The sequence below is a fragment of the Arthrobacter sp. P1_C12_2 genome (assembly GCF_056406415.1).
The window spans coordinates 75,337-98,150 of the sequence record NZ_JBFUAF010000004.1 but is presented as its reverse complement, the minus strand read 5'-3'; the positions used below and the strand labels follow the sequence as shown (position 1 = coordinate 98,150).

General features: G+C 67.7%; 22 protein-coding genes and 2 tRNA genes. 4 read left to right on the top strand and 20 right to left on the bottom strand.

The annotated features are described in order from the left end of the window. Positions 1 to 90 precede the first annotated feature (90 nt). Genes AC1DZQ_RS06275 through AC1DZQ_RS06265 form a run of 3 tightly spaced genes read right to left on the bottom strand, consistent with a single transcriptional unit; the run spans position 91 to position 3,691 of the window. Positions 91 to 1,545: a class I SAM-dependent methyltransferase gene (locus AC1DZQ_RS06275; protein WP_476962831.1), complete on the bottom strand. Its 1,455-nt coding sequence runs from the start codon at positions 1,543 to 1,545 to the stop codon at positions 91 to 93. A 2-nt stretch (positions 1,546 to 1,547) separates the two neighbouring features. Beyond that, the gene (locus AC1DZQ_RS06270; RefSeq protein ID WP_476962695.1) at positions 1,548 to 2,279 is read right to left on the bottom strand and encodes a DUF1365 domain-containing protein; all 732 of its coding nucleotides are present in this window, start codon (positions 2,277 to 2,279) and stop codon (positions 1,548 to 1,550) included. Then, positions 2,276 to 3,691 (bottom strand): NAD(P)/FAD-dependent oxidoreductase, encoded by a 1,416-nt coding sequence (locus AC1DZQ_RS06265; RefSeq protein WP_476962694.1) that lies wholly within the window; start codon positions 3,689 to 3,691, stop codon positions 2,276 to 2,278. The genes AC1DZQ_RS06270 and AC1DZQ_RS06265 overlap by 4 nt, the downstream gene beginning before the upstream one ends. A 212-nt stretch (positions 3,692 to 3,903) precedes the next feature. On the opposite strand from AC1DZQ_RS06265, the gene AC1DZQ_RS06260 reads away from it, so the two are divergent. Then, entirely contained in the window at positions 3,904 to 4,824 is a 921-nt protein-coding gene (locus AC1DZQ_RS06260; RefSeq protein ID WP_018773333.1) for a LysR family transcriptional regulator, read from the top strand. A gap of 47 nt (positions 4,825 to 4,871) precedes the next feature. After that, complete coding sequence (locus AC1DZQ_RS06255; RefSeq protein ID WP_476962693.1) at positions 4,872 to 5,093, top strand: hypothetical protein; 222 nt, start codon at positions 4,872 to 4,874, stop codon at positions 5,091 to 5,093. 12 nt (positions 5,094 to 5,105) lie between these two features. On the opposite strand, the gene AC1DZQ_RS06250 is transcribed toward AC1DZQ_RS06255, so the two are convergent. After that, positions 5,106 to 6,503: an aldehyde dehydrogenase family protein gene (locus tag AC1DZQ_RS06250; protein ID WP_476962692.1), complete on the bottom strand. Its 1,398-nt coding sequence runs from the start codon at positions 6,501 to 6,503 to the stop codon at positions 5,106 to 5,108. 98 nt (positions 6,504 to 6,601) lie between these two features. Between AC1DZQ_RS06250 and AC1DZQ_RS06245 the strand changes: the two genes are divergently transcribed. Beyond that, the gene (locus AC1DZQ_RS06245) at positions 6,602 to 7,108 is read left to right on the top strand and encodes a DUF2004 domain-containing protein (RefSeq protein WP_476962691.1); all 507 of its coding nucleotides are present in this window, start codon (positions 6,602 to 6,604) and stop codon (positions 7,106 to 7,108) included. A gap of 166 nt (positions 7,109 to 7,274) precedes the next feature. Here AC1DZQ_RS06245 and metE read toward each other — a convergent pair whose 3' ends face one another. Both metE and AC1DZQ_RS06235 read right to left on the bottom strand, forming a co-directional pair. Next, positions 7,275 to 9,623: a 5-methyltetrahydropteroyltriglutamate--homocysteine S-methyltransferase gene (metE, locus tag AC1DZQ_RS06240; RefSeq protein WP_476962690.1), complete on the bottom strand. Its 2,349-nt coding sequence runs from the start codon at positions 9,621 to 9,623 to the stop codon at positions 7,275 to 7,277. A gap of 45 nt (positions 9,624 to 9,668) precedes the next feature. Then, complete coding sequence (locus tag AC1DZQ_RS06235; RefSeq protein WP_476962689.1) at positions 9,669 to 10,670, bottom strand: methylenetetrahydrofolate reductase; 1,002 nt, start codon at positions 10,668 to 10,670, stop codon at positions 9,669 to 9,671. A gap of 432 nt (positions 10,671 to 11,102) precedes the next feature. On the opposite strand from AC1DZQ_RS06235, the gene AC1DZQ_RS06230 reads away from it, so the two are divergent. Further along, the gene (locus tag AC1DZQ_RS06230; protein WP_476962688.1) at positions 11,103 to 11,300 is read left to right on the top strand and encodes a hypothetical protein; all 198 of its coding nucleotides are present in this window, start codon (positions 11,103 to 11,105) and stop codon (positions 11,298 to 11,300) included. A gap of 31 nt (positions 11,301 to 11,331) precedes the next feature. On the opposite strand, the gene AC1DZQ_RS06225 is transcribed toward AC1DZQ_RS06230, so the two are convergent. The 14 genes from AC1DZQ_RS06225 to AC1DZQ_RS06160 all read right to left on the bottom strand — a co-directional run bounded on the left by AC1DZQ_RS06225 (position 11,332) and on the right by AC1DZQ_RS06160 (position 22,803). Further along, entirely contained in the window at positions 11,332 to 12,534 is a 1,203-nt protein-coding gene (locus AC1DZQ_RS06225) for an ROK family transcriptional regulator (RefSeq protein WP_476962687.1), read from the bottom strand. A 156-nt stretch (positions 12,535 to 12,690) separates the two neighbouring features. Beyond that, positions 12,691 to 13,848 (bottom strand): class I SAM-dependent methyltransferase, encoded by a 1,158-nt coding sequence (locus AC1DZQ_RS06220; RefSeq protein WP_476962686.1) that lies wholly within the window; start codon positions 13,846 to 13,848, stop codon positions 12,691 to 12,693. A gap of 91 nt (positions 13,849 to 13,939) precedes the next feature. Then, positions 13,940 to 15,124 (bottom strand): NAD(P)-binding domain-containing protein, encoded by a 1,185-nt coding sequence (locus AC1DZQ_RS06215; RefSeq protein WP_476962685.1) that lies wholly within the window; start codon positions 15,122 to 15,124, stop codon positions 13,940 to 13,942. A gap of 13 nt (positions 15,125 to 15,137) precedes the next feature. Then, entirely contained in the window at positions 15,138 to 15,503 is a 366-nt protein-coding gene (locus AC1DZQ_RS06210) for a zinc ribbon domain-containing protein YjdM (RefSeq protein ID WP_476962684.1), read from the bottom strand. Positions 15,504 to 15,561: 58 nt separating this feature from the next. Continuing rightward, positions 15,562 to 16,374, bottom strand: coding sequence for an amino acid ABC transporter ATP-binding protein (locus AC1DZQ_RS06205; RefSeq protein WP_476962683.1), 813 nt, complete (start codon positions 16,372 to 16,374; stop codon positions 15,562 to 15,564). Then, positions 16,361 to 17,026, bottom strand: a complete 666-nt coding sequence (locus AC1DZQ_RS06200; protein WP_476962682.1) for an amino acid ABC transporter permease — start codon at positions 17,024 to 17,026, stop codon at positions 16,361 to 16,363. Before AC1DZQ_RS06200 ends, AC1DZQ_RS06205 begins: the two co-directional genes overlap by 14 nt. Positions 17,027 to 17,061: 35 nt before the next feature. After that, entirely contained in the window at positions 17,062 to 17,883 is an 822-nt protein-coding gene (locus tag AC1DZQ_RS06195) for an amino acid ABC transporter substrate-binding protein (RefSeq protein WP_476962681.1), read from the bottom strand. Between the two features lie 219 nt (positions 17,884 to 18,102). Further along, a tRNA-Ala gene (locus tag AC1DZQ_RS06190) sits at positions 18,103 to 18,178 on the bottom strand. Positions 18,179 to 18,366: 188 nt separating this feature from the next. After that, a tRNA-Ala gene (locus AC1DZQ_RS06185) sits at positions 18,367 to 18,439 on the bottom strand. A gap of 167 nt (positions 18,440 to 18,606) precedes the next feature. Beyond that, the gene (rsfS, locus tag AC1DZQ_RS06180; RefSeq protein ID WP_476962680.1) at positions 18,607 to 19,008 is read right to left on the bottom strand and encodes a ribosome silencing factor; all 402 of its coding nucleotides are present in this window, start codon (positions 19,006 to 19,008) and stop codon (positions 18,607 to 18,609) included. Between the two features lie 65 nt (positions 19,009 to 19,073). Continuing rightward, complete coding sequence (locus tag AC1DZQ_RS06175) at positions 19,074 to 20,351, bottom strand: hypothetical protein (RefSeq protein ID WP_476962679.1); 1,278 nt, start codon at positions 20,349 to 20,351, stop codon at positions 19,074 to 19,076. A 7-nt stretch (positions 20,352 to 20,358) separates the two neighbouring features. Continuing rightward, complete coding sequence (gene nadD / locus AC1DZQ_RS06170) at positions 20,359 to 21,057, bottom strand: nicotinate-nucleotide adenylyltransferase (RefSeq protein WP_476962830.1); 699 nt, start codon at positions 21,055 to 21,057, stop codon at positions 20,359 to 20,361. A 40-nt stretch (positions 21,058 to 21,097) separates the two neighbouring features. Further along, entirely contained in the window at positions 21,098 to 21,337 is a 240-nt protein-coding gene (locus AC1DZQ_RS06165; protein ID WP_476962678.1) for a hypothetical protein, read from the bottom strand. Between the two features lie 80 nt (positions 21,338 to 21,417). Beyond that, a complete protein-coding gene (locus AC1DZQ_RS06160) occupies positions 21,418 to 22,803 on the bottom strand; it encodes a glutamate-5-semialdehyde dehydrogenase (protein WP_476962677.1) in 1,386 nt (461 codons plus the stop codon). Positions 22,804 to 22,814: the final 11 nt, after the last annotated feature.

Sequence of the window (22,814 nt, the reverse complement as noted above, 5' to 3'; positions counted from 1 at the left end):
GCGGACACCGTGGTGCCCGCCTCTCCCGGTCGTGATTGTTCTAACACCGGTGCTGCGACCGGTGCCGTGACCGGCGCCACGGGGACCTGTTCAGGACCTCGCGGGGAGCTCAGAGTGGGCTGCGCCCCTGGTGGCGGCACTGTTCGCAAAGGCAGAGTCGAGCACGATCTGCTGCACGTCGAGGTAGCCCGTCTCAAACCCGGCCCGGGAGTAGCACAGGTAGAACAGCCACATCCGCTGGAAGACCGCGTCGAATCCCATGGCCCCCACTTCGTCTTCGCGGGCCATGAACCGCTCCTCCCAGAGCCGCAGGGTCTGGGCGTAGTGCTCCCCCATGGCGAGGCGCTCGCGGACGCGCAGCCCGGTCTGCGTCGCGGTGATGTCCTCGATGGCGCGGACGGACGGAATGACCCCGCCGGGGAAGATGTATTTGTGCACCCAGGTGTAGCTGGTGCGGGTAGCCATGAGCCGGTCGTGGCCGATCGTGATGGCCTGGATGGCCACCTTGCCGCCCGGAGCCAGGACCCGCTCGATCGTCTGGAAGTACGTCGCCCAGTATTCGAAGCCGACGGCCTCGATCATTTCGACCGAGACGACGGCGTCGTACTCGCCCTCCACGGCGCGGTAGTCCTTGAGCTCGATCGTGACGGCGTCGGCGTAGCCTGCCCCGGCCACGCGCTGGCGGGCCAGTTCCTGCTGCTCGCTGGAGAGGGTGACGGAGTAGACGGTGGCGCCGCGGGCGGCGGCGCGCAGGGCGAGCTCACCCCAGCCGGTGCCGATTTCCAGGACGCGGGTGCCTTCCTTCACACCGGCCTTGTCCAGCAGGCGATCAATCTTGGCCTGCTGCGCGGCGGCCAGCCCGTCCCAGGCCACGTTCCGCAGGGCATCGCCGCTTTCCGGGAAGAGGGCGCTGGAGTACGTCATGGTGCTGTCCAGGAACGAGGCGAAGAGCTCATTGGAGAGGTCGTAGTGCCGCGAGATGTTCGAGCGGGTGTTCTTCTCGGTGTTCCGTTCCCTGCGCGGCTGGCGCGGGAGGTAGAGGCCGCGCAGCTTCTGCAGCGGCTCGGGCACGAGCGTGCCGACGCGGGACGCAAACACCTCCATGACGGCGGTGAGGTCATCGGCGTCCCAGTCGCCGGCCATGAAGGACTCACCCAGGCCGATCAGGCCGCCGTCGCCGAGCCGGGTGGCGAAGGCTTCCGGCCGGTTGATGGTCATCACGGGGTAGGCGGCTCCGGCTTGCGCCTCGCCCGAGGGTGCTTTGCCCAACACTGCTTTGCCCAACACCGTGCCGTCCGGGTACCGGACTTCCAGCGGCAGCCGGCGCACGGCCGCCCTGAAGATGGCGTCCGCAGCGCGTCCGGCCACACGGGCCTTGAGGCTCGAGGGCACGGTGGCGATGCTGGGCCAGATGGCGGCGTCGATGGTGACGGGAGGCTGGGGGACGGTGTAAGGCACGCTGCTGGTTGCGGCGCTGCCGGTTACGGCGCCGCTGCGCGTGGTGCCCTGTGCCCGTCCCGTGCCGGATCCGGTCGCTTCGGTCATTGTCACTGAACTGCCTCCTGTGAAGGGTGGTGTGGTTTCTTGATGATGGGCAGGCGGCGCGCCCAAAGCCTGATGCCCTGCCAGCGGATCTGCGCCGCGACACGCAGGGGGGCCGCGGGTACCGCGAGCGCCGCGGACACGATGTTCCGCAGGGTTGCTTCCCGGCGGACACCGTCCATGGTGGCGATGAAGGGCTGCTGGCCCTCCCGTTCCAGGACGATCGATACGGCCAGACGTTCGCCGGGTTCGGGGAGCTTCATGCGGTACTCGCCGTCGACGTCATTGAACGGCGAGACGTAGAACGCTTTCGGGACGCTGGCCCGGCCCGCGGTGTCGGTTTCGAGGAGGTAGCAGTGCCGCTCCCCGTACGTGTTGTGGACCTCGGCGACGACGCAGCGCAGCTCACCGGAGGCGTCATGGCACCAGTACACGCTCAGCGGGTTGAACACGTGCCCGAACACCCGGGCGCTGGCGAGCATCGTGATGCGTCCGCCGTCGAGGGTGATCCCCTGGGTGGCGAGGTAGCGTTCCACGTTGCCGCGCAGGGTGCCGTCCGGGTCGCCGAGGTGGTCCGCCACCCGGAACTCGGCCAACTGCCGGAGCAGGCGTGGCAGCAGCGGGAGGTGGTCGACGTCGACGTACCAGCTGTAGCTGCGGTAGGTGAACGCGTTGTGCAGCGGGGTGCGCCGCACATGGGAGATGGCGGTGCGGTAGATGGCTGCCTGTGCGCTCATGGCACCTCCACTGTGGCCTGCTGAACTGCGGCAGGCTGGAGGTCCGGGTCCACGCTCACAGTGCCGACGTTGACCGGGAGCTGGTCCCAGTCGCGGCCCAGCCGGGCGGCGGCCCTGAGGCCGGACAGGGCGCCGTCCTCGTGGAATCCCCAGCCGTGGTAGGCGCCGGCGAAGGCCAGGCGCTCGTCGCCGAGCCCGAGGATCCGCTGTTGCGCCGCCAGCGACTCCGGCGTGTACTGCGGGTGCTCGTAGACCATCCGGTCCAGGACCGTGGCGTCCTCGATCAGCTCGGATTCGCCGAGGCTGACGATGTACCGGCCGCCGTCCACGGGCTCCAGCCGCTGCAGCCGGGTCATGTCGTAGCTGACCAGGACCTTGTCCGGCCGGGCGTCGCAGGACGGCAGCCGGTAGTTCCAGGAGGCCTGGGCGTTGGGGGTGGCCGGCAGCACGGCTTCGTCCCGGTGGAAGATCGTCTGGTTCACCGAGTACGGCATGCCGCCAAGGGCGACCCTCTCGGCAGCCGAGGCATCGGTGAGCATGCGCAGGGCTTGTGCCGGGTGGGTGGCGATCACGACGGCGTCAAAGGTCTCGCGCACGGTCCCGGCACCGAGCGCGGACGTGACGTCGACGCCGTCGGCGTGCCGGTGCACCGCGGTGACCGGGCTGGCGAGCCGGATGTCCGGCAGGGTCCCCGCGACCTTGTCGACATAACTGCGGGAGCCGCCGGTGACTGTCCGCCACTGCGGCGAGCCCTTGACGCCGAGCAGGCCGTGGTGGCCCAGGAAGGTGAACAGGTAGCGGGCCGGGTAGGCCAGCGCGGTGGTGGGGTCGCAGGACCAGACGGCGCTGACCACTGGGGTCATGAAGTGCGAGATGAAGTAGCTGCTGAACTTCTCACGGGCCAGGAACTCCCCCAGGGTGAGCTCGTGCCCGGCGTTCGTGGACGGTCCCGGGTTGAGGGACGGCTCCGTCAGCAGGGCGCGGGCCCGGCGGTGGAACCGGGTGACTTCCAGCAGCATCCGCAGGTAGCGGCCGCGCAGCAGGGTGGACGGACGGGGAATGATGCCGCTCCCCTTGGCCCGTGCGCCGGCGTATTCCAGCCCGCAGCCGTCGCAACGGACGGACATGCTCATTTCGGAGTCCTGGGTTTCGACGCCGAGCTCGGCGAACAGGCGCAGGAGCGTGGGATACGTCCGCTCGTTGTGGACGATGAAGCCGGTGTCCACGCCCAGGGTGGGCCCGTTCTGCTGCGGCACATCGTGGGTGTGGGCGTGGCCGCCGAGCCGGGAGTCCGCCTCGAAGAGCGTTACGCGGTCGTGCCCGTTCAGCACGTAGGCGGCGGTCAGCCCCGCCACACCGCTGCCGATGACGGCAACCCGCCGGCCTGCCGGAATCCCTGCTGTTTGCGACACTGGTCCGCTCCTGTTGTATAGCCCGAAGTCTCTTACGGGCTATTCGTCGCCGTCGGGCGGCCGGATGAGTATGAAATTGGGATTTTTCTGTTCGGCTCCCGTGACACCGGCTTCCGTTGCTTGGGTGGCCCGGGCGAGGGCCGGATATGCCACAATGAAGCGGGAATTCCGGTCCCGTCTCCGTGGACCCGCGACCAGGCGAAGGGCAGCCCTTGATCAACCCCGTCCATCTGCGGACCCTTGTGGAAGTGATCCGGCTTGGCTCGTTTGCGGCCGCCGCCACCCGGCTCGGCTACACGGCCTCGGCCGTCTCCCAACAAATGTCGGCACTGGAACGCGACACCGGCGTCACCTTGTTCCAGCGGGCGGCCCGCAGCATCCAGCCGACGGAAGCCGCCGTCGTGATGACGCGGCACGCTGCCAAGGTGCTGACGGACATCGAGACGCTCATGGCCGCCGCCTCCCGGGCGCAGGAGAGCCCCAGCCAGGAGCTGCGGCTGGGCATCTTCCCGAGCCTCGCCACCTATGTGCTGCCGCCGATCCTGCAGAACCCGGCCTGGAAGAAGCTCGGCATCGACCTGCGGGTCTCGGTCGCGGAACCGGCCCAGACCATCCAGGGGCTGCGGACCGGCGGCGAACTCGACGTCGCCTTGGTGTACCAGGTGGGACAGTCCGGCCTCGCCTGGCCGCACACCGTGGACCGGCAGTGGATCGGCGACGACGACTTCCGCGTGGTGCTGCCGGCGGCCTGGGGCATCGGTACGGACTCCAAAGTGGCCGCGCCGCATCTCTCGGACATGCCCTGGATCATGCACCACCCGGGCACGTCCGACGCGACCGTGATCGAACGGCTCTTCGCGAGCTGCAACCTGCACCCCCGCGTGGTGGCCTACAGCGATGACTTCCACGCCAGCCTGGAGATGGCGGCCGCCGGGCTCGGCGCCGCCCTGGTCCCCGAGCTCGCCCTGCGGCACCGGCCGGCCGGCGTAGTGGTCCTCGATGTGCCGGAAATCCGGCTGGCCCGGAATGTTTTCGCCCTGCTGATCAACGAGAAACGGACCGCCCAGGTCCAGCTGTTCGTGGAGCTGCTGGCCGAGACGATGCACCGGCTAGGAACCGCGCGAAAGGACTGAGCCGGGAGGGGTTTCCCTGCGGCGCCCGATCGAGAAGGATGGGGTCCATGAACAAGAGCTATTCAGCCGCCCGTCCCGTCTCCTCCGACAACCCCGAAGTAGTCGCCGCGGCCGTCCGGGCCGCCACCGAGGAACTCCGCGACACCCTGCAGCGCCACGGCATCGAGGCGAGCTTCGACGACATCGCCCTGCTGGGCCACTCGGAATCCTGGGACGACGAGGGGCAGCGGTGGGTCCAGGTCGAATGGGACGGCGTGGAAGCCGGGTAGCCCGGCGGGCGTTCAGCGCTTCTTGAGCCGCTTGCCGACCGGTGCCACCAGCGCGTCGATGATCCGGTGCCTGGTCCGGGTGTAGGGCGGGTAGATCAGTTCCAGCGTGTCCGGCCACAGCGGCTTGTCTAGTGTAGGGCGCTCATGCGAGAACGTCCGCACCGAATGTTCCCCGTGGTACGCCCCCATGCCGCTGCCGCCGACCCCGCCGAAGGGAAGCCCGGGGACGGACAGGTGGGCCGCCGGAACGTCGAAGCACAGGGCCCCGGACGAGGTCCGCTCGGCGAAGGCACGGCGCGTCTGCGGATCCTTGCTGAAGACGTAGAGGGCCAGCGGTTTGGCGCGCCCGTTGACCTCCTCGATCGCCGCGTCGAGCCCGCCCACGGGCACCAGCGGCAGCAGCGGTCCGAAGATTTCTTCCCCCATGACGGCGTCGCCGGGCGCCGGCCGCAGCAGGGTCGGCGCAAAATAGCGGCTGGCGGCGTCGCGCTGTCCGCCGTGCACCACTGTGCTGGCGTCGGCCAGGGCAGCGAGCCGTGCGAAGTGGCGGTCATCGACAATCCGACCGTACGACGGGCTCGCCGCCGGGTCCGTTCCGAAGAGCGCCGCGACGGCCTGGATCAGCGCGGCCTGCAGCGGCTCCAGGACCTCCTCCCGGGCCAGGACGTAGTCCGGTGCGACGCACGTCTGCCCGGCGTTCAAGAACCTGCCCCAGGCGATCCGTTTGGCCGCCGCGGCCAGGTCCGTGGACGCATCGACATAGGCCGGGGACTTGCCGCCGAGCTCCAGCGTCACCGGGGTCAGCCGCTCGGCCGCCGCGCGCATCACCACCTTGGCCGCGGCCTCTCCCCCGGTGAAGAAAATGTGGTCGAAGCGTTCGGCCAGGAGCGCCGTGGTCTCCGGGATGCCGCCCTCAACCACCTCGGCGGCGCCGGCCAGGTATTCGGGAATCCAGCGGGCCAGCGCGGCCGAGGTGGCCGGGGCGTGTTCGCTCGGCTTGAGCACTACGGTATTTCCCGCGGCCAGGGCTCCGGCCAGCGGGGCGAGCAGCAGTTGCAGCGGGTAGTTCCACGGCCCGATCACCAGCACCACGCCCAGCGGAGTGAGTTCGGTCCAGGCTCGGGCTGGCCGCACTGCCAGCGGCACCGGCACGCGGCGGGGCCGCAGCCAGCCTGCGAGGTGCTGTTCCAGATGGGCCGCCTCGGCGTCAACGAACCCAATCTCCGCCAGCTGCGCCTCGGTGCGGTGCTTGCCCAGATCGCGGGCGAGGGCCCCGGCGAAGTCCTCGTGCCGCTCCGCCAGCATGCGACGCAGCCGGCGCAGCTGGTCCAGCCGCCAGGTGAGCGGACGGGTGGACCCGGCGTCGAACACGGCCCGGGCACGTGCGACGGGTGAGGTTACATGCTGCATCCGATCAATGTACAGTCACACGGACGTCCGCCGGTCCGGTACCGGATAAAACCCTTCCAACGCTGGAATGGTCCGGTTTTCAGGACTATGTTGAAGATATGAACAAGGTAGCGAGCAAGCACTTCGGCGAGGTCGAGCTCAACCACGGAAGGGACCATAATCTCAGCGCCACGCATGAGCTGGCGGGCCAGACCGTGGAACTTGACCTCAATGTCAACGCGCATGACCATTTCGACGAAGCGGCCATGCATAAAGTTGACTACCGCTTGCGCTTCCTGCCTGAGCTCGTGGACCAGGTCCGCGAAATGATCGCCGAGGAACTGGACCAGGAAGGCACCAGCCCGCAGGAGTACCGCCACTTCCACTGCAACGCGATCAAGGACGAACACCTCAGAAAAGTCTTCGGCGTCGACAACAAGAGCCAGCTGACCGACGAAGTCTTCCTCAAGGCGCTCAAGCTGGGCCACGTGGGCATCTACCCCGGCCAGCCCGAACGCTACTTCGTCCTCGATTTCACCCTCGGCCAGCACTTCACCGACGAGGTCCTCGTCGCCTCCGCGGATGAGGACGGCGTCGTCGACGACGAAATCCTCTGGGAATCCTGAATCGGGGAATCCTGAATCGAGTGCTCCGCAGATGCCCTTCTGCCCGCTCAAAAGGGCACCTACGGAGCAATCGATGACTGAGGACGTACGACGCCGGCCGGCCACCTTTGGAAGGTGACCGGCCGGCGTCGTTTTCGGGTAGAGCGGGTTGCTTGGCGGCCGCTTCTTACTTGGCGGACTGGAGCAGTTCGGCGCGGACCGTCTTGGTGGCCGTGACCAGGTTGCGCAGGGACTCTTCGGTCTCGGCGTAGCCGCGGGTCTTCAGGCCGCAGTCCGGGTTGACCCAGAGCTGGCGGGACGGGACGTGCTTGACCGCGGTGCTCAGCAGTTCGGTGACTTCCTGCTCGCCGGGGACGCGGGGCGAGTGGATGTCGTAGACGCCCGGGCCCACGCCGCGGCCGAAGCCGTGGGACTCGAGGTCGTGCACAACCTCCATGCGGGAGCGGGCGGCCTCGATCGAGGTGACGTCGGCGTCGAGCCCGTCGATCGCGTCGATGATGGCGCCGAACTCGGAGTAGCACAGGTGGGTGTGGACCTGGGTGGCGTCCGCGGCGCCGGCCGTGGAGAGGCGGAAGGACTTCACCGACCAGTCCAGGTACGCGGCCTGGTCGGCCTTGCGCAGGGGCAGGAGCTCGCGCAGGGCGGGCTCGTCCACCTGGATGACCTTGATGCCGGCCGCCTCGAGGTCCGCGATCTCATCGCGCAGGGCCAGCGCCACCTGGTTGGCGGTCTCGCCGAGCGGCTGGTCATCGCGGACGAAGGACCAGGCAAGGATGGTGACCGGGCCGGTGAGCATGCCCTTCATCGGCTTGCTGGTCAGGGACTGCGCGTACTTGGCCCATTCCACCGTGATCGGGGCGCTGCGGGTGACGTCGCCCCACAGGATGGACGGACGGGTGCAGCGCGAGCCGTAGGACTGGACCCAGCCGTGGACGGTGACGTCAAAGCCTTCGAGGTTCTCGGCGAAGTACTGGACCATGTCGTTGCGCTCGGGCTCGCCGTGGACCAGGACGTCGAAGCCGAGCTCTTCCTGCAGCTCAACGACGCGCTTGATCTCTTCCTTCATGAGCTGCTCGTACTGCTCCGTGGTGAGGTCGCCGCGGTTGGCGCGGGCCCGTGCGGTGCGGATTTCCGAGGTCTGAGGGAAGGATCCAATGGTGGTGGTAGGCAGCGGCGGCAGGTGCAGCGCCTTTTCTTGGGCTGCCTCGCGCACTGCGTAGGCGGAGCGGTTGAAGTCGGCGTCGGTCAGGGCCTCGGTGCGAGCCCGGACGTCGCCGCGGCGGACGCCCTCGGCCTCGGCGCGGGAGGCGATGATGCGGGTGGCCTCGTCGATGGCGGGCTGGACTGCTGTTTCGTCGGTCAGCAGACCGGCGAGGGTGACAACTTCCACGGCCTTCTGGTCGGCGAAGGCCAGCCAGCTGCGCAGCTGCTCGGAGAGCTGGACTTCCTCGTCGACGTCGTGCGGGACGTGCTGGGTGGAGGTGGACGTGCTGATGGCCAGCTTGGCCACCGACTTCTTCAGTTCGGCGATCTTCTCCGCTGAGGCGGCGAGATCGTTGCGCCAGATGTTGTGGCCGTCCACGACGCCGGCGACGAGGGTCTTGTTGCCCAGCGCGGCCAGGGCCGCGGCGGAGGGGACCTCGCCCTTGAAGACGTCCAGGTGCAGGGCGTCGATGCCGGTGGCGGCGAGGGTGCCGAGCTGGCCGTTGAGCGCGCCGTATGGGGTGGAGACGAACAGCTGCGGGCGCTGGGCCGTGGCGGCGAGGGCCTCGTAGGAGCGGGCGACGGCGGCCTGGATTTCCACGGCCGGGGTGTCCTGGTCCACCACGAGGGCGGGCTCGTCGAGCTGGACCCAGCTGGCGCCGGCGGCGGCGAGCTTCTGAAGCAGTGCGGCGTAGACGGGGAGGATGTCCTCGAGGCGGGACAGCGGGCTGAAACCGGCCGGGGCGTCGTCGGAGGCCTTGCTCAGCAGCAGGAACGTGACCGGGCCGACGATGTACGGGCGGGTTTCCACGCCGTTGGCGAGGGCGTACTCGAACTCCTCGACGATCCGGTTCGAGGTCAGCGCAAAGTTCGTCTCCGGGCCGATTTCCGGCACGAGGTAGTGGTAGTTGGTGTCGAACCACTTGGTCATTTCCAGCGGCTGCTGTTCCTTGTTGCCGCGGGCCAGGGTGAAGTAGCCGTCGATGTCGAGCTGTCCCTCAGTGTTGAGGAGGTTCCCGAAGCGGGCCGGCACGGCGCCGAGGTGGGCGGCGGCGTCAAGCACCTGGTCGTAGTAGGAGAAGGTGCCGGGGACGGCGGCGGCTTCGGTCAGGCCCAAGCTCTGGAGGCGCTTGGCGGTGCCGAGCTGGATTTCCTTGGCGGCGGCGTCCAGGGCTGCGGCGTCGATCTTGCCGGCCCAGTAGGCCTCGACGGCCTTCTTGAGTTCGCGGCGGCGGCCGATGCGCGGGTAGCCGAGGATCGAGGCGGACGGGAAGGGGGTGGTGCGCTGTTCATTGCTGGGAAGTTCAGTCATGGGAAGTCCTTGGAGTTGTCGTTGACAGATGACGAAGGTGGGGGCTCAGCTGGCGAGCTGGCCGCTGGCGGCGCGCCGGGAGGCGTTGATGCGGCCGGCGCCCTGCCGGTTGCCGCCCTGCCGGTTCCCGCGGTGCGGGCGGGGCAGGGCGAGTTTGTCCAGCACGTCCAGGGCGGCGACGTGCTCATTGAACGTGTAGAGGTGGATGCCGGGGGCCCCGGCGTCCAGGGCTGCGTTGGCGAGATCAACGGTGGCGCTGACCCCGATCCGGGTCCGATCGGCGTCGGTATCGGCGGCCGCGAGGCGTTCGATGAGTTCCGGGGCCGGTTCGACGCCGGTCAGTTCGCCGAGGCGGGCGAGCCGCCGGAGGCTGGTCAGCGGCATGACCCCGGGAATGATCGGGATGGTCACCCCGGCCCGGCGCGCCCGGGTCAGGAGGTCGGCGTACTGCTCGGTGTGGAAGAAGACCTGGGTGATGGCGAAGTCGGCGCCGGAGCGCTGCTTGGCCAGCAGGACCTCGACGTCGTGCGCCTCACTCGGGGATTCCGGGTGCCGGGTCGGGTAGGCGGCGACGCCGACCGCAACCCTGCCGGCGCACAGCAGCGCCGAGCGGCGCTGCTCCACGCGGCGGATGAGTTCGATCAGGTCCTGGGCGTACCGGAGCGATCCCGGCGGCGGGGTTGCACCGTCCTTGGGCCGGTCGCCGCGCAGGGCGAGGATGCCGCGGACGCCGACGTCGAGCAGTTCGCCGATGATCTCCGCCAGTTCCTGCGGGGAGTTGCCGACGCAGGTGAGGTGGGCCAGGGGCCGCAGCGTCGTTTCCTGCACGAGCCGGTTGACGAGATCGACGGCGGTGCTGCGGTTGGAGCCGTTGGACCCGTAGGTCACGGACACATAGTCCGGGTCTGTGGTTTCCAGTTCGCCGATGGTGGTCCAGAGGGATTCCGCGGCTGCGGGCGACCGCGGCGGGAACAGCTCGTAGGACAGCGCAACAGGTGCCACGCCGGCAAGATTGGGATGGGTATCGATAAGGCTTGGTGGTGACATTTGCGTCCTTGGCTGTGAACACTGCCGCCAGGAGAGATCCGAAAACCCGGATGACCGGATCCATAAACGGGAACTCCGTCGTCAGTGAATTGAGTTTGGGGAACACGGAGGGAACTTCAGCAGGGCGCAGCCGCGACTGTTACGCCTGATACGAAGTTGTCCGTGAGCAAATGTCAGGCCCACATGGGGGCACCCACACCCTCCTGGGCCGCCCGGGGGCAGCTTTCAGCGGAGGATCGCTGACACGTTACTGAGGTAACTTGTATAGAACTCTAAGGCCCGGCCGTGGGGCCCTTCAAGTCGGCGCCCGAATTAAGACGCACCTTTACGACCATTTGCGGTGCGCGGCAGAATAATGTTCGCCCGAGGAGCCGTTTTCGGCCGGTACGGGCCGCTCTCCCCAACGCACCCAGTCAGGACTATCCTGATGCAATGATTCAGCTTCCAGCCAGCTACCAGACCTACCTCGCCGGCAAGAGCGAGAGCTTCATCAACACGGTCCGGCCTGTCCTCATGCAGTCGGCTGCAGAACGCTCGCACGGGGTGCGGGTGCTCGTGCTTCCGCATGGCCACCAGGCGCATCTGGACGACACCATCCCGTATGGGACGATCATTGAGGACATCGACTGAGGCCCGGTTAGCCCCTAGTCCCCCAGCCCGTCTACCCTTCGAGGAGAAGCCGCTGGGAGCGTGGGGCCAGCATGTGTTCGAGCACCAGGCAGGCGGCACCGACGGCGCCGACGTCCTCGCCCACTCCCGTGCCCACCACTTCGATGCCGTGGATCTTCCGGGTGGCGCTGTTCGCGTCCACCAGGTCAGGGATTAGCTCCAGATAAGCCGCTGAGAGGCATGTCCAGAACGGGCCGCCGAACACCACGCGGTCCACGTCCAGGGCGTTGGTGATGACCGAGACCGCACGGGCCACGAGCACAGCGGATCGTCGAATGATTTCCTTGGCCTCTTCGTTGCCGGCGTCGGCGATCGCGCACAGCTCGGCGAAACGCTCCTGAACTGCCGGCGCGCTTCTGTCCTGGAGCGAACCATCCAATATCCCGGCCGCCTCGGCCTGCGCCACGAGGACCTGCGGAATGGCGGAGGACTTCACGCAGCCGTGCTGCCCGCAATCGCAGAGGGCGCCGCCCGGGTCCACGATGATGTGCCCGATTTCACCGGCGTTGCCCGAGGTCCCGCGGACGACTTCGTCGTTGAGGACGATCCCGCAGCCGATCCCGGTCCCCATATACATGAAGACAAAGCTGCCCTCGCCGCTGGGGCCTCCGGCCCAGGTTTCGGCCACGGCAGCGCTGGTGACGTCCTTATCCATGAGCGTGGACAGGCCAGTGGCTTCCGCGAGGGCATCCCGCAGCCCGACGTGGTCCCAGCCCGGCAGCAGCGGCGGGTCCACGACGGCACCCTCGTTGAGGTCGATGGGACCCGGCGACGCTACCCCGAGCCCGGCGATCAGTTCCGGATCCACCCCGGAGTCCAGGATGAGCCTCTTGATTTCGTCAGTGATGCTGTCAATGACCGCCCGGGGGTCGGTGCCGGGCGGGGTGGTGATCCGCGAGTGCCTGACAACGGCGCCGAGCAGGTCCAGCACGACGAACGTGAGGACGGCCGGGTCCAGGTGCACGCCCACTGCATACATCCCTGAGGGATTCAGCCGGAGCATGGTCCTGGGCTTGCCCGGCCCAGTGCCTTCCTTGCCTGCCTCGATGATCAGATGCTGGTCCAGCAGGCGGCGGGAAATGTTGGAGATGGTCTGCGGCGAGAGCCCGACAATCTGGGCGAGCTCCACCCGGCTCAGGCCGCCCGGCGTGCGGCGGATGGCGTCCAGGATGACCGTGAGGTTGAAGTCGCCCATCTTCGGTAGGTTGGTCCCTCGCCTCGGCGAGGGTTGCCGGAACTCGGTCACTGTTACCTCTAAACGTCTTTGGCCACGCACAGCAGTTGTCAGAATCGTACGTTACGTGCAGGCGTGCGCCCACACTTACGCTTTACCGACACAATGTTTCTGCCGTTACGGCCGCCTGGTGCTGGCCGTCACGGTGAACTTCGGATTCCTGCCGACCTCGCGGGTGGGCCCGATCAGGCGTTCGAGGGCTGGCCGGTAGTGCAGGTGGCTGTTGAACACGGTCCAGAGTTCCCCGCCCGGGGCGAGCACCCTGCCGGCCGCTTCGATCAGCTTGATCCCCGCGCCGGAGTGGACCGCTGCTTCCAGATGGAAGGGCGGGTTGAGCAGGACCAGGTCCGCGCTGGCGTCCGGCAGGGAGCTCATGGCGTCGTCCTGAAGCACGTCGATCTGTCTGTCCAGTCCGTTCGCGCGGGCGGTGGCCAGGGCTGAGTCGACTGCGGCGGCGGACCGGTCCGTGGCAGTGACGCGGGCGCCGGGGTTGCCCCGGGCGTACATCGCGGCGAGGATTCCGGTGCCGCAGCCGAGGTCAACGGCATGGGTGGCGTGCGGCATCCGGGGCAGGAAGTCCAGCAGGTACCTGGTTCCGATATCCAGCCCGGTGCCGGCAAATACGGCGCCCCGTGCGCAGACCGTGAGCCCCAGTTCGTCATTGACCGCAGTGACCGGGAAGGGAAGCTCGGCCGGGACCGGCTTGGGGCGCCGGGCCAGCAGGAGCCGTGATTTCTGCCGGGCCAGTTGGGGCTGGACGTCGTCGAAGTAACGCGCCAGCACGGCGTTCATGCCCAGGCTCATGTGTTTGACGCGGCCGCCCGCCAGCAGCACGACGTCGGGCGCCGCGTAGCGGGCCACGGCGTCGGCGATTTCCTCAAGTTCGGCCAGGGACCGCGGCAGCTGCAGCAGGACCAGGGAAGCGCCCTCCAACAGGCCGGCGCCCAACGGAAAGTGCGCGAAGCCGGCGTCGATGGCCAGGGCCTCGGCGTTCGCCCGCAGCGCCCGTTCACCGGTGATGAGGTCCTGGTGGACCCGGACGGCCTGCGCCCCGAGCGTCCCGGCCCCCAGCATTGCCCCGAGGGTCAGGGCACCGTACCGGTCCCCCACCACTGTGAGCCGGCCGCCGGGCTGCAGCCGGCCGGCCGCGTGCATCTCAAGGGCAGTGTCCAACAGGAGTCTGTCCGTGGCATCCCAGGCCTGCAGGTTGTCAGCCTCGACGTCCGGGAATCTGCTCAGCCGGGCAAAGAGGGATTCGAAGCTGTTGTCCGCCACGCGCGTTATGCCGCCGTTTCTTCTCGGGCTTGGGTAATGGTGCCGGTGTGGGACCAGGGTGTGAGGCCTCCCCGGTGCTGCACTGCAGGCTTTACGTTATACCGGTCCGGGCCAGCAGCGTGACGATTCCAGCGACGGCGGCCCGGCCGGCACGGTTGGCGCCGATTGTGGATGAGGAGGGCCCGTAGCCGACGAGGTGGACCCGTGGCTCGGCCGCGACCTGGGTGCCGTTCATCGCGATGCCGCCGCCGGGTCCGCGCAGGTGCAACGGGGCGAGGTGTTCGAGTTCGGCCCGGAATCCCGTGGCCCACAGGATGACCCCGGCGGCCAGGAAGCTGCCGTCAGCCATCCGTACGCCGTCGGGTTCAATCGCGGTGAACATGGGGTGCCGGTCAAGGACGCCGCGCGCGGCGGCGGCCCGCAGGGCAGGGGTCCAGATCAGGCCGGTCACGGAGACGACGCTCTGCGGGGGGAGGCCCTGGCGCACCCGCTCCTCGACCAGGGCGACGGCGTCGTGGCCGGCCTGCCGGTCGAAGGGGGCCTCGCGCCAGACCGGTTCCCGGCGCGAGAACCAGGTGGTGGTGGTGACCTTGGAGATCTCATCGAGCAGTCCGACGGCCGAGATCCCGCCGCCGACCACAATGACATGCTGCCCGCGGAATTCGTCGGCGGAAACGTAGTCGGCGACGTGCAGCTGCCGGCCGCGGAAGCTGGCCCTGCCCGGGTAGATGGGCCAGAACGGACGGGTCCAGGTGCCGGTTGCGTTGATGACGGCACGGGCAGAGTAGCGGCCTTGGGAGGTTGCGATGTTCAGCCGTCCGGCGGGATCATCGTCCTCCCGGCTCACCGACCGCACTTTCACCGGCCGCTCGATCGCAAGGCCTATGTCGTGCTCGTATCCGCCAAAATAGCGGGTGAGGAAACTGGAGCTGGCCTCGGCAGGGTCCACGTCGGGCTGCGGGATTCCCGGGAGGTCGCTGATGCCGTTCACCGTTGCCATGAGCAGGCTCTTCCAGCGGTGCCGCCAGGCCCCGCCGGGCCCGTCTTCGGCGTCGAGCACGATGTACGTCCGGGCAGGCGGGGCCTCCGCTGCCGGCTGCCCGTCTGCTGCGGTCTGCCCCGTGCCGGCCCGGGCAGAAGCGGCTGCTGCAGAAGCGGTTGCGGCAGAAGCGGCCGGGACGAGGCCGCGGCGCTGAAGATGGTAGGCCGCCGACAGTCCCGCCTGGCCGGCGCCGACCACGACGACGTCGACCGACCGCACAGTCTCGGCGGTCATGGTTGCGCCCCGCTCAGATCTTTTTGACGACGCTGGACTTGAGCTGCATGGGGCCGACGCCGTCCACCTTGCAGTCGATGTCGTGGTCTCCGACACCGTTGACCAGGCGGATGCCGCGGACCTTGGTGCCGACCTTGATGACCGTGGAGCTGCCCTTGATTTTCAGGTCCTTGACCACCGTGACGGTGTCGCCGTCGGCCAGGACGTTGCCAACGGCATCCTTGATGACGGTGTCGGCGGCCGCAGGGGCGTCGGCGTCTGTGTCAGTCTCCGCGGACGCGGACCATTCGTGCGCACACTCCGGGCAGACCAGGAGTGCCCCCATCTCGTAGGTGTATTCGCTGGAGCATTCGGGGCACGGGGGCAGGGAGTCGTTCACCCGGCCAAGTTTAGTCGCGTTTTTGATCGCGCTTTTAGTCCACCCTGGGTGGGGTGCCTTAGAACGGGTTCAGCAGGCGGTCCACGAACTGCCGCGTGCGTTCCTCCCGCGGGTCCCGCAGCACGGTGTCGGGGTGGCCGCGTTCGACCACCACGCCGCCGTCCATGAAGATGACCTCGTCGGCCACCTGGCGGGCGAACGCGAGCTCGTGGGTGACCACCACCATGGTCCAGCCTTCGTCCGCGAGTTCCTTGATGACGGCCAGGACCTCGCCCACGAGCTCGGGGTCCAGCGCCGAGGTGGGCTCGTCGAAGAGCAGCAGTTGCGGGCGCAGGGCGAGGGCACGCACAATGCCGACGCGCTGCTGCTGGCCGCCGGAAAGTTCGAACGGGTAGCTGTTCTCCTTGCCGGCCAGTCCGACGCGGGCCAGCAAGTCCCGGGCCTCCTGGATTGCCTCCGCCTTGGGCCGCTTCTGCACCTGGACCGGGCCTTCGATCACGTTCTCCAAGACGGTCTTGTGCGGGAAGAGGTTGTAGTGCTGGAACACCATGGCGCTGCGGTCCCGCAAGGCGAGCACCTGCTTCTTGGCCACCGGTGTGGCAAAGTCGACGGTCAGTTGCCCCGCGAATTCAGCGACGCCGGCGTCGGGCACTTCGAGGCCGTTCAGGCAGCGCAGGACTGTCGTCTTGCCTGATCCGGACGGCCCGATCAACGTGACCACTTCGCCGCGGCGGACCTCAAGGTCGATGGATTTGAGCACCTCGTGCTGTCCGAACGCCTTGCGCAGGCCGGTGACGGTCAGCAGGGCGTCCTCCGGGACAGGAACTTCAGAGGACGCGGGTTCCGTGGGCGGGAGTTCAGTGGGCGACATAGCGGTCCAATCTCTTCTCGAGGGCGGACTGTCCGCTGGCGAGGACGAGGCAGATGATCCAGTAGATCACGGCCGCCTCCAGATACAGCAGCATGAATTCCTGGCTGAAGGCGGCCACCTGCTGCGCCACGCGGAACAGTTCGGTGACCAGGATCAGCGACGCCAGCGAGGTGTCCTTGACCAGGCTGATGAAGGTGTTGGACAGCGGCGGAACCGAGACCCGCGCGGCCTGCGGCAGGATTATCCGGACCAAGGTCTGGTGGCGCGACATTCCGATGGTGTGGCCGGCCTCCCACTGCCCCTTGGGGACAGACAAGATGGCCGCGCGGATGACCTCCGCGGCATAGCCGCCGACATTCAGGGAGAACGCGATGATCGCGCTGGGCCAGGGGCTGATGGTGATTCCGACGGACGGCAGCCCGTAGAAAATGACGAACAGCTGGACCAGCAGCGGGGTTCCGCGGATCACGGAGATGTAGGTCCGCGCCACCGCGGAAACCAGGCGGTTGCGGCTCAGCCGCATGAGGGCGACCACCAGGGCCAGCACAAGGCCCAGGCTGAACGAGGCCAGCGCCAAGGGAATGGTGCCGAAGATCGCACCGGTCAGGAGGGGGCCCAGCGATGACCACACGAGTTCCCAGTTGATGCTCATGCCCGGACGCGGCGTTTCTCTGCGGCGTGCATTGGCTACTTCGAGACGTCGGCGTCGAAGTACTTCTGGGAGATCTTCGTCAGGGTGCCGTCGGCCGCCAGCTCTCCGAGGGCCTTGTTGATGGCCTCGGTCAGGCTGGTCGATCCCTTGCGCAGGGTGAAGGCGCTCAGCGATTTGTCAGTGGTCTCGGCGGCAACCTTGATGTCGGCGTCGTGGTTGGTCTTCTGGGAGTCCAGGTAGGTCAGCTTGTCGTTGATGGTCGCATCGACTCGGCCCTGCTTGAGCAGCGTGATCGCCTGCGCCCATCCCTCCACGGCCTCGACGTTCGCGCCGCTCTGCTGCGCCAGCTTGTACCAGTTGCTGGTCAGGGACTGGGCCGTGGTCTTGCCGTTCAGGTCCTCGAAGGAGTGGATGCTGTTGTTATCCGACTTGGTGACGACGACGCCGGTGCTCACCGTGTAGGGGGTGGAGAAATCGTACTTCGCCTTGCGCTCGTCCGTGATGGAAATCTGGTTGGCGACGACGTCGAATCGCTTGGCGTCGAGGCCGGCGAAGATGGCGTCGAACTGCGTCTCCTGGAAGGCCGGCTTGACGCCCAGCTTCTCTGCGACGGCGCTGATGATCTCGACGTCGTAGCCCGTCAGTTCACCGCTGCCGTTGGCGTGGAACGTGAACGGCTTGTAGGTGCCTTCCGTGCCGACCTTGAGCACGCCCGCGCTCTTGACGTCGCTCAGGGAGGTGTCCGCCCCGGCTGCCGGCGCTGAGCTGGCCGGAGTGGTGGACGCCGACCCGCAGCCTGCCAGGGCGAGTCCTGCTGCTGCAATGAGGCCGATAACGGAAAGTCGTGTGCGCTTCATGATGTTCCTTAGTCGTGGAGCCGGAAATGGCCTTCCAGCTGAGCCGCATGGCGGCCGTCTCCTAGCGACGATAGCAAGGTCCGGCTCAGGGCGGAGAGCCTAAATGACAGTTTATGACGTCCGGTCATGAGACGGCCTTGACGGATGCGACTTTTGAGGTCCTGCACTGGTGCGGAGGGTACGAAAAAGGGAACCACCGTCTAGCGGTGATTCCCTTTCTGGTGGAGCTGAGGGGATTCGAACCCCTGACCCCCTGCATGCCATGCAGGTGCGCTACCAGCTGCGCCACAGCCCCTCATTTGCCCGGGAGTTCCGTCTCCCTGAAGCAACCTGAATAGCCTAAACCACAATTGCCACCGGCGCCAATCGGCGCACCGATCCGTGACTTGGCCTGCTCGGAACGCCCCCCGGGACACACGCCGGGCCCGCACTTCGGGCACAAAAAAATCCGCCGGAATCTTTCGATTCCGGCGGATTATCCGGTGGAGCTGAGGGGACTCGAACCCCTGACCCCCTGCATGCCATGCAGGTGCGCTACCAGCTGCGCCACAGCCCCGAATTTTCGCTGCTCCGAGCACGTCTGCTGACGTGTAAAGTTCCGGTTTCTTTGTCCGGATCTCTCCGAAGCAACTCAAATATCTTAGACCAGCCCTTCGGAAAATTCCAAATCGGGCATATTCGCCTCTGTTTAGCGCCGCCGGCGCCTGGCCGGTGCGCGGGTTGCTACTCCGTGTCGGTGCCGGCGGCGGCCTTGGCGGAAGCGTCGTCACCCAGCTGCAGATCGACGACGGGGCAGTCCTTCCACAGGCGCTCGAGGGCGTAGAACACGCGGTCTTCCTCGTGCTGGACGTGGATGACGACGTTGGAGTAGTCCAGCAGCACCCAGCGACCGCCGGAGCGGCCCTCGCGGCGGACGGGCTTCTGGTCGAACTTGGAGAGCTCGTCCTCGATGCCGTCGACGATCGCGTTGACCTGGCGTTCGCTCGGGGCCGAGGCGATCAGGAAGACGTCAGCCAGGGCCAGCCGTTCGCTGACGTCCAGGGCCACGATGTCCTCGGCAAGCTTCTCCGAGGCAGCGCGGGCTGCGTGGCGGGCGGTAGTGATGGATGAATCGGTTGCAGTCACGGGACTCCTTGTAGTGATGAAAAATTATGGTGATGAAAATGTGGGCGCCGATGGCGGCCTTGGACCTAGTGGGCCAGCCCGGTGACGATCAGCGTGATGCCGGCGATGAGGGCTACGATCCCCAGGGCCAGGACGCCGAGCTGGAGCATGCGCAGGCGCCGCGCCCGGCCGAGCCCGGCGGTAGCGGCATCCAAGGGTTCCAGCCCGTAGGCGGCATTCGCGGCCACGGGTTCCCCGCCAACGAGTCTTTCGTCGGTCTCCCCCGCGGAATTCGCCGCGCTTGCCGGCCGTGCCGTTCCGGCTTGGGCGGCCGCTTCCGCCCGGGCCAGGACGCCGCTCCTGCCAGCGGCAGAACCCGTGGCAGGACCTGCGACCTTCTGGCGGGACACGCCCGGCCGGCGCAGACCGGGTTTCCGTGGCGCGTCCATCCGAGGACCCGGATTGGTGACAACCGGAACGTACGACGTGGCAGGGCGCTTCATGACGGGCCGCTCCACGCCGGGAACCTTCTCAAATTCCAAGGGTGTGACCATGGCCAGGTTGTTGGCCGTGGTCGGATCGTTGCGGGGGGCCGCCGGCTGGCTGTTTTGCTCCGCAAGCTTCTGCTTGGCGGCGGCGCGGCGGTTCAGGATCGCGGCGCGCTCAGCGAGGGCGATCTGCTCGGCCAGGACGGCCGGGTCAACGGCGTCGGGATCTGTGGCCGCGATGTGTTCCATCTTGGCCACTTGGTTCTTGGCCTGCTCCGCGAGGAGTTCGCGGGCGGCCAGCGCCTGCTCCACGGTCATGCCCTCGGGCACTTTCCCGCCGGGTCCCACGCCGTCGGCCGCGGGGGCCTTGGGCGCCGGGGCGGCTGAGACAGCCGGGGCTGAGCTCTTCTGGCCACTGTCCTTTGAGGCACTGTCCTTTGAGACAGCGTCCGTTGAGGCAGCCTCCTTTGGGGCGGCGTCCTTCCCGGCCGGGGAAACGACCGGGGTGGCCCGCGTCCGCGGCGACACCGGGACAATGGTGTTGGCCTGGGTGGCCGGGGCGGTTTCCGTCGCCAGCTCCAAAAGCCTCAACTGGCGTCGCGTGGGTGGCCCTCCGCCGGCCAGTTGGCCTTCCTTCTCAGCGAGTTCCTTGATGGTGCGCAGCGCGGCGCGGTCCCGTGCCCGGACCTGCGAGGACCGCTCCGTGCCGGCGGGCACAGAATCAGCACGCACAGAGTCCACCGGGGCGTCGGCAACGCGACGGCGGCCGGTGATTTCGGCCTCCGTCGGCTCGCCCGGGCCCGGAGTGTCCAGACGTTCATCTCTGGCCTGTCGCATTTCGCGGCGGCTGCGGATGGGAGGCTGTTCCTGACTCATGGCTGACTCATTCAGTGCTGGCTGGTTGGATTATCTCGAAGGCTGGATCCTGCCGTGCGGGGTCAATCCCGGCCGCGCCGCTTCCGGCGTTGGCGCTCCCAGTGTGTCCGGTCCCCAGGCGATCCGCGTCGTTGCTGGCGTGGTACAGGCCATACTTGGCGATGTACTGGACCACCCCGTCCGGAACGAGATACCAGACCGGGTTGCCTTCGGCCACCCTCGTGCGGCAGTCCGTGGAGGAGATGGCCATGGCCGGGACCTCCAGGAGGCTGACGTCTTTGCGGCCCATGCCGTCCAGCACGTGGCCTGGCCGGGTTACGCCCACAAAGTGCGCAAGGGACCAGAGTTCATCAATGTCTTTCCAGGACAAAATCTGGGCCAGGGCGTCCGCGCCGGTGATGAAGAACAGATCGGCGTCCGGTCGCAGGGTGTGCAGGTCACGCAGGGTGTCGATCGTGTACGTCGGTCCCGGACGGTCTACGTCCACCCTGCTCACAGTGAAGCGGGGGTTCGAGGCCGTGGCGATGACGGTCATGAGATACCGGTGCTCAGCTTCGCTGACCTTCTTGGCCATCTTCTGCCATGGCTGGCCGGTGGGCACAAACACGACTTCGTCGAGGTCGAACTTGGCCGCGACCTCACTGGCCGCGACGAGGTGTCCGTGATGGATGGGATCGAACGTGCCGCCCATCACACCCAGACGCAGGCGGCGCTGAGCGCCGCGCTGCTTCCCGGTGGCGGAAATATTAGTGACCTTGGCTGTGATCGTGCTTGTTCGGGTGCTGGCGGTGCGGATCCGAGTGCTCCTCGACAGCCACGTGGCGCCTGCCCAAGTTGGAGTAGGACAGCGTGATCAACAGCAGGACGACCAGGATCGCGAACATGGTCCCGCCAATGACAAACGGCGGTGCGATGAGCGGTGCGAGTTCCTCGTGGCCCGATTCGCCGACGGCGGCGACGAAAGTGGCGATCTGCTGCGACAGCATGTTCTCCCCTAGTGAGTTCAAAATTTGACGACGGCGGAGGTGTCCGCCGTTCCGGTCTTCCGTTCCATGTTACAGCGTTGCTAGCCCCGGATCTGGCCCTCGCCCTGCACGATCCACTTGGTCGTGGTCAGCTCCGTCAGTCCCATAGGGCCGCGGGCATGGAGTTTTTGGGTGGAAATCCCCACTTCGGCGCCGAGGCCGAGCTCGCCGCCGTCGGTGAAGCGGGTGGAGGCGTTCACGATCACGGCGGCCGAATCGACGTCGGCGATGAAGCGCTCGGCGTTGGCGAGGTCGTTGGTCAGGATCGCTTCAGTGTGGCCGGTGGACCACTTCCGGATGTGCCTGACGGCCTCGTCCAGGCTGTCCACCATGGCCACTGCCAGGTCCAGGTTCATGTATTCGGTGGCCCAGTCTTCCTCCGTGGCCGGCACGGACTGGACCGACGCCGGCAGGGCGGCGCGGATGCGCTGGTCCACGTGCAGGGTGACCCCGGCAGCCCGCAGTGCGGCGGCGACGGCGGGAAGTACGGTGGACTTGGAGTGCACCAGGAGGGTTTCGACGGTGTTGCAGACGCTGGGCCGCTGGGTCTTGGCGTTGAGGAGGATGTCCACCGCCATTTCTTCGCCGGCGGAAGCGTCCAGGAAGATGTGGACGTTGCCCTCACCGGTTTCGATGACCGGTACGGAGGAGTTCGTCACGACGGCCTGGATCAGCTCGCGCCCGCCGCGGGGAATGAGCACGTCCACCCGGCCGCGCGCCCGCATGAGGGCGTTGGCGCCGTCACGGCCGTACTGGTCCACGGTCTGGACGGCGTCGGCGGGCAGGCCCACCGATTCCAGTGCGTCCCGGAGGATGGTGATCAGGGCGGCGTTGGTGGCAGCGGCGGCGGATCCGCCGCGCAGGATGACGGCGTTGCCGCTCTTGAGGGCCAGGCCGGCGATGTCCACCGTGACGTTCGGGCGGGCCTCATAGATCGCGGCCACCACGCCCATGGGTACGTTGATCTGGCGCAGGCGCAGCCCGTTGGGGAGAGTCTGGCCCCGCACCACGTTTCCCACGGGATCGGGCAGGGTGGCGAGGTTTTCGAGTGCGGCGGCGAGGGCCGTGATGCGTGATTCGGTCAGCGTCAGGCGGTCCAACAGGGCGGCGCTCGTGCCGGCGGCCCGGCCGGCCGCGACGTCCTTGGCGTTGGCGGCCAGGATCTGGTGCCGGTGTTCCACCAGCGCCTTGCCGATGGCGCGCAGGCCCCGGTCCTTCCAGGCCCGGTTGGCGTGCGCCATCTTGCGGGCAGCCTGGCGCGAGCGGTCTGCGATCGCGTGGACCGCCGCTTCGATGTCTGCTGCCGTGCCAGGGCCCGGCGCCGCATCCGGCGCCACGCCGAATCCTTGGGCGGGCTCGGCGTTGCTTGCGGGAACGGTGCCGGCAGGCACGTCAGTCACGGCAGCGGAAGTCAGGGCCTCAGTCATGCTTCCAGTTT

Excerpts from the sequence above, each read along its gene's own strand:
- AC1DZQ_RS06175 (WP_476962679.1), bottom strand. The coding sequence starts at position 20,351 with ATGAGTCAGGAACAGCCTCCCATCCGCAGCCGCCGCGAAATGCGACAG.
- AC1DZQ_RS06275 (WP_476962831.1), bottom strand. The coding sequence starts at position 1,545 with ATGACCGAAGCGACCGGATCCGGCACGGGACGGGCACAGGGCACCACG.
- AC1DZQ_RS06270 (WP_476962695.1), bottom strand. The coding sequence starts at position 2,279 with ATGAGCGCACAGGCAGCCATCTACCGCACCGCCATCTCCCATGTGCGG.
- AC1DZQ_RS06230 (WP_476962688.1), top strand. The coding sequence starts at position 11,103 with ATGATTCAGCTTCCAGCCAGCTACCAGACCTACCTCGCCGGCAAGAGC.
- AC1DZQ_RS06160 (WP_476962677.1), bottom strand. The coding sequence starts at position 22,803 with ATGACTGAGGCCCTGACTTCCGCTGCCGTGACTGACGTGCCTGCCGGC.
- AC1DZQ_RS06165 (WP_476962678.1), bottom strand. The coding sequence starts at position 21,337 with ATGCTGTCGCAGCAGATCGCCACTTTCGTCGCCGCCGTCGGCGAATCG.
- AC1DZQ_RS06250 (WP_476962692.1), bottom strand. The coding sequence starts at position 6,503 with ATGCAGCATGTAACCTCACCCGTCGCACGTGCCCGGGCCGTGTTCGAC.
- AC1DZQ_RS06255 (WP_476962693.1), top strand. The coding sequence starts at position 4,872 with ATGAACAAGAGCTATTCAGCCGCCCGTCCCGTCTCCTCCGACAACCCC.
- AC1DZQ_RS06200 (WP_476962682.1), bottom strand. The coding sequence starts at position 17,026 with ATGAGCATCAACTGGGAACTCGTGTGGTCATCGCTGGGCCCCCTCCTG.
- AC1DZQ_RS06245 (WP_476962691.1), top strand. The coding sequence starts at position 6,602 with ATGAACAAGGTAGCGAGCAAGCACTTCGGCGAGGTCGAGCTCAACCAC.
- AC1DZQ_RS06215 (WP_476962685.1), bottom strand. The coding sequence starts at position 15,124 with ATGACCGCCGAGACTGTGCGGTCGGTCGACGTCGTCGTGGTCGGCGCC.
- AC1DZQ_RS06225 (WP_476962687.1), bottom strand. The coding sequence starts at position 12,534 with ATGGGCGACTTCAACCTCACGGTCATCCTGGACGCCATCCGCCGCACG.
- AC1DZQ_RS06195 (WP_476962681.1), bottom strand. The coding sequence starts at position 17,883 with ATGAAGCGCACACGACTTTCCGTTATCGGCCTCATTGCAGCAGCAGGA.
- AC1DZQ_RS06235 (WP_476962689.1), bottom strand. The coding sequence starts at position 10,670 with ATGTCACCACCAAGCCTTATCGATACCCATCCCAATCTTGCCGGCGTG.
- metE (WP_476962690.1), bottom strand. The coding sequence starts at position 9,623 with ATGACTGAACTTCCCAGCAATGAACAGCGCACCACCCCCTTCCCGTCC.
- AC1DZQ_RS06205 (WP_476962683.1), bottom strand. The coding sequence starts at position 16,374 with ATGTCGCCCACTGAACTCCCGCCCACGGAACCCGCGTCCTCTGAAGTT.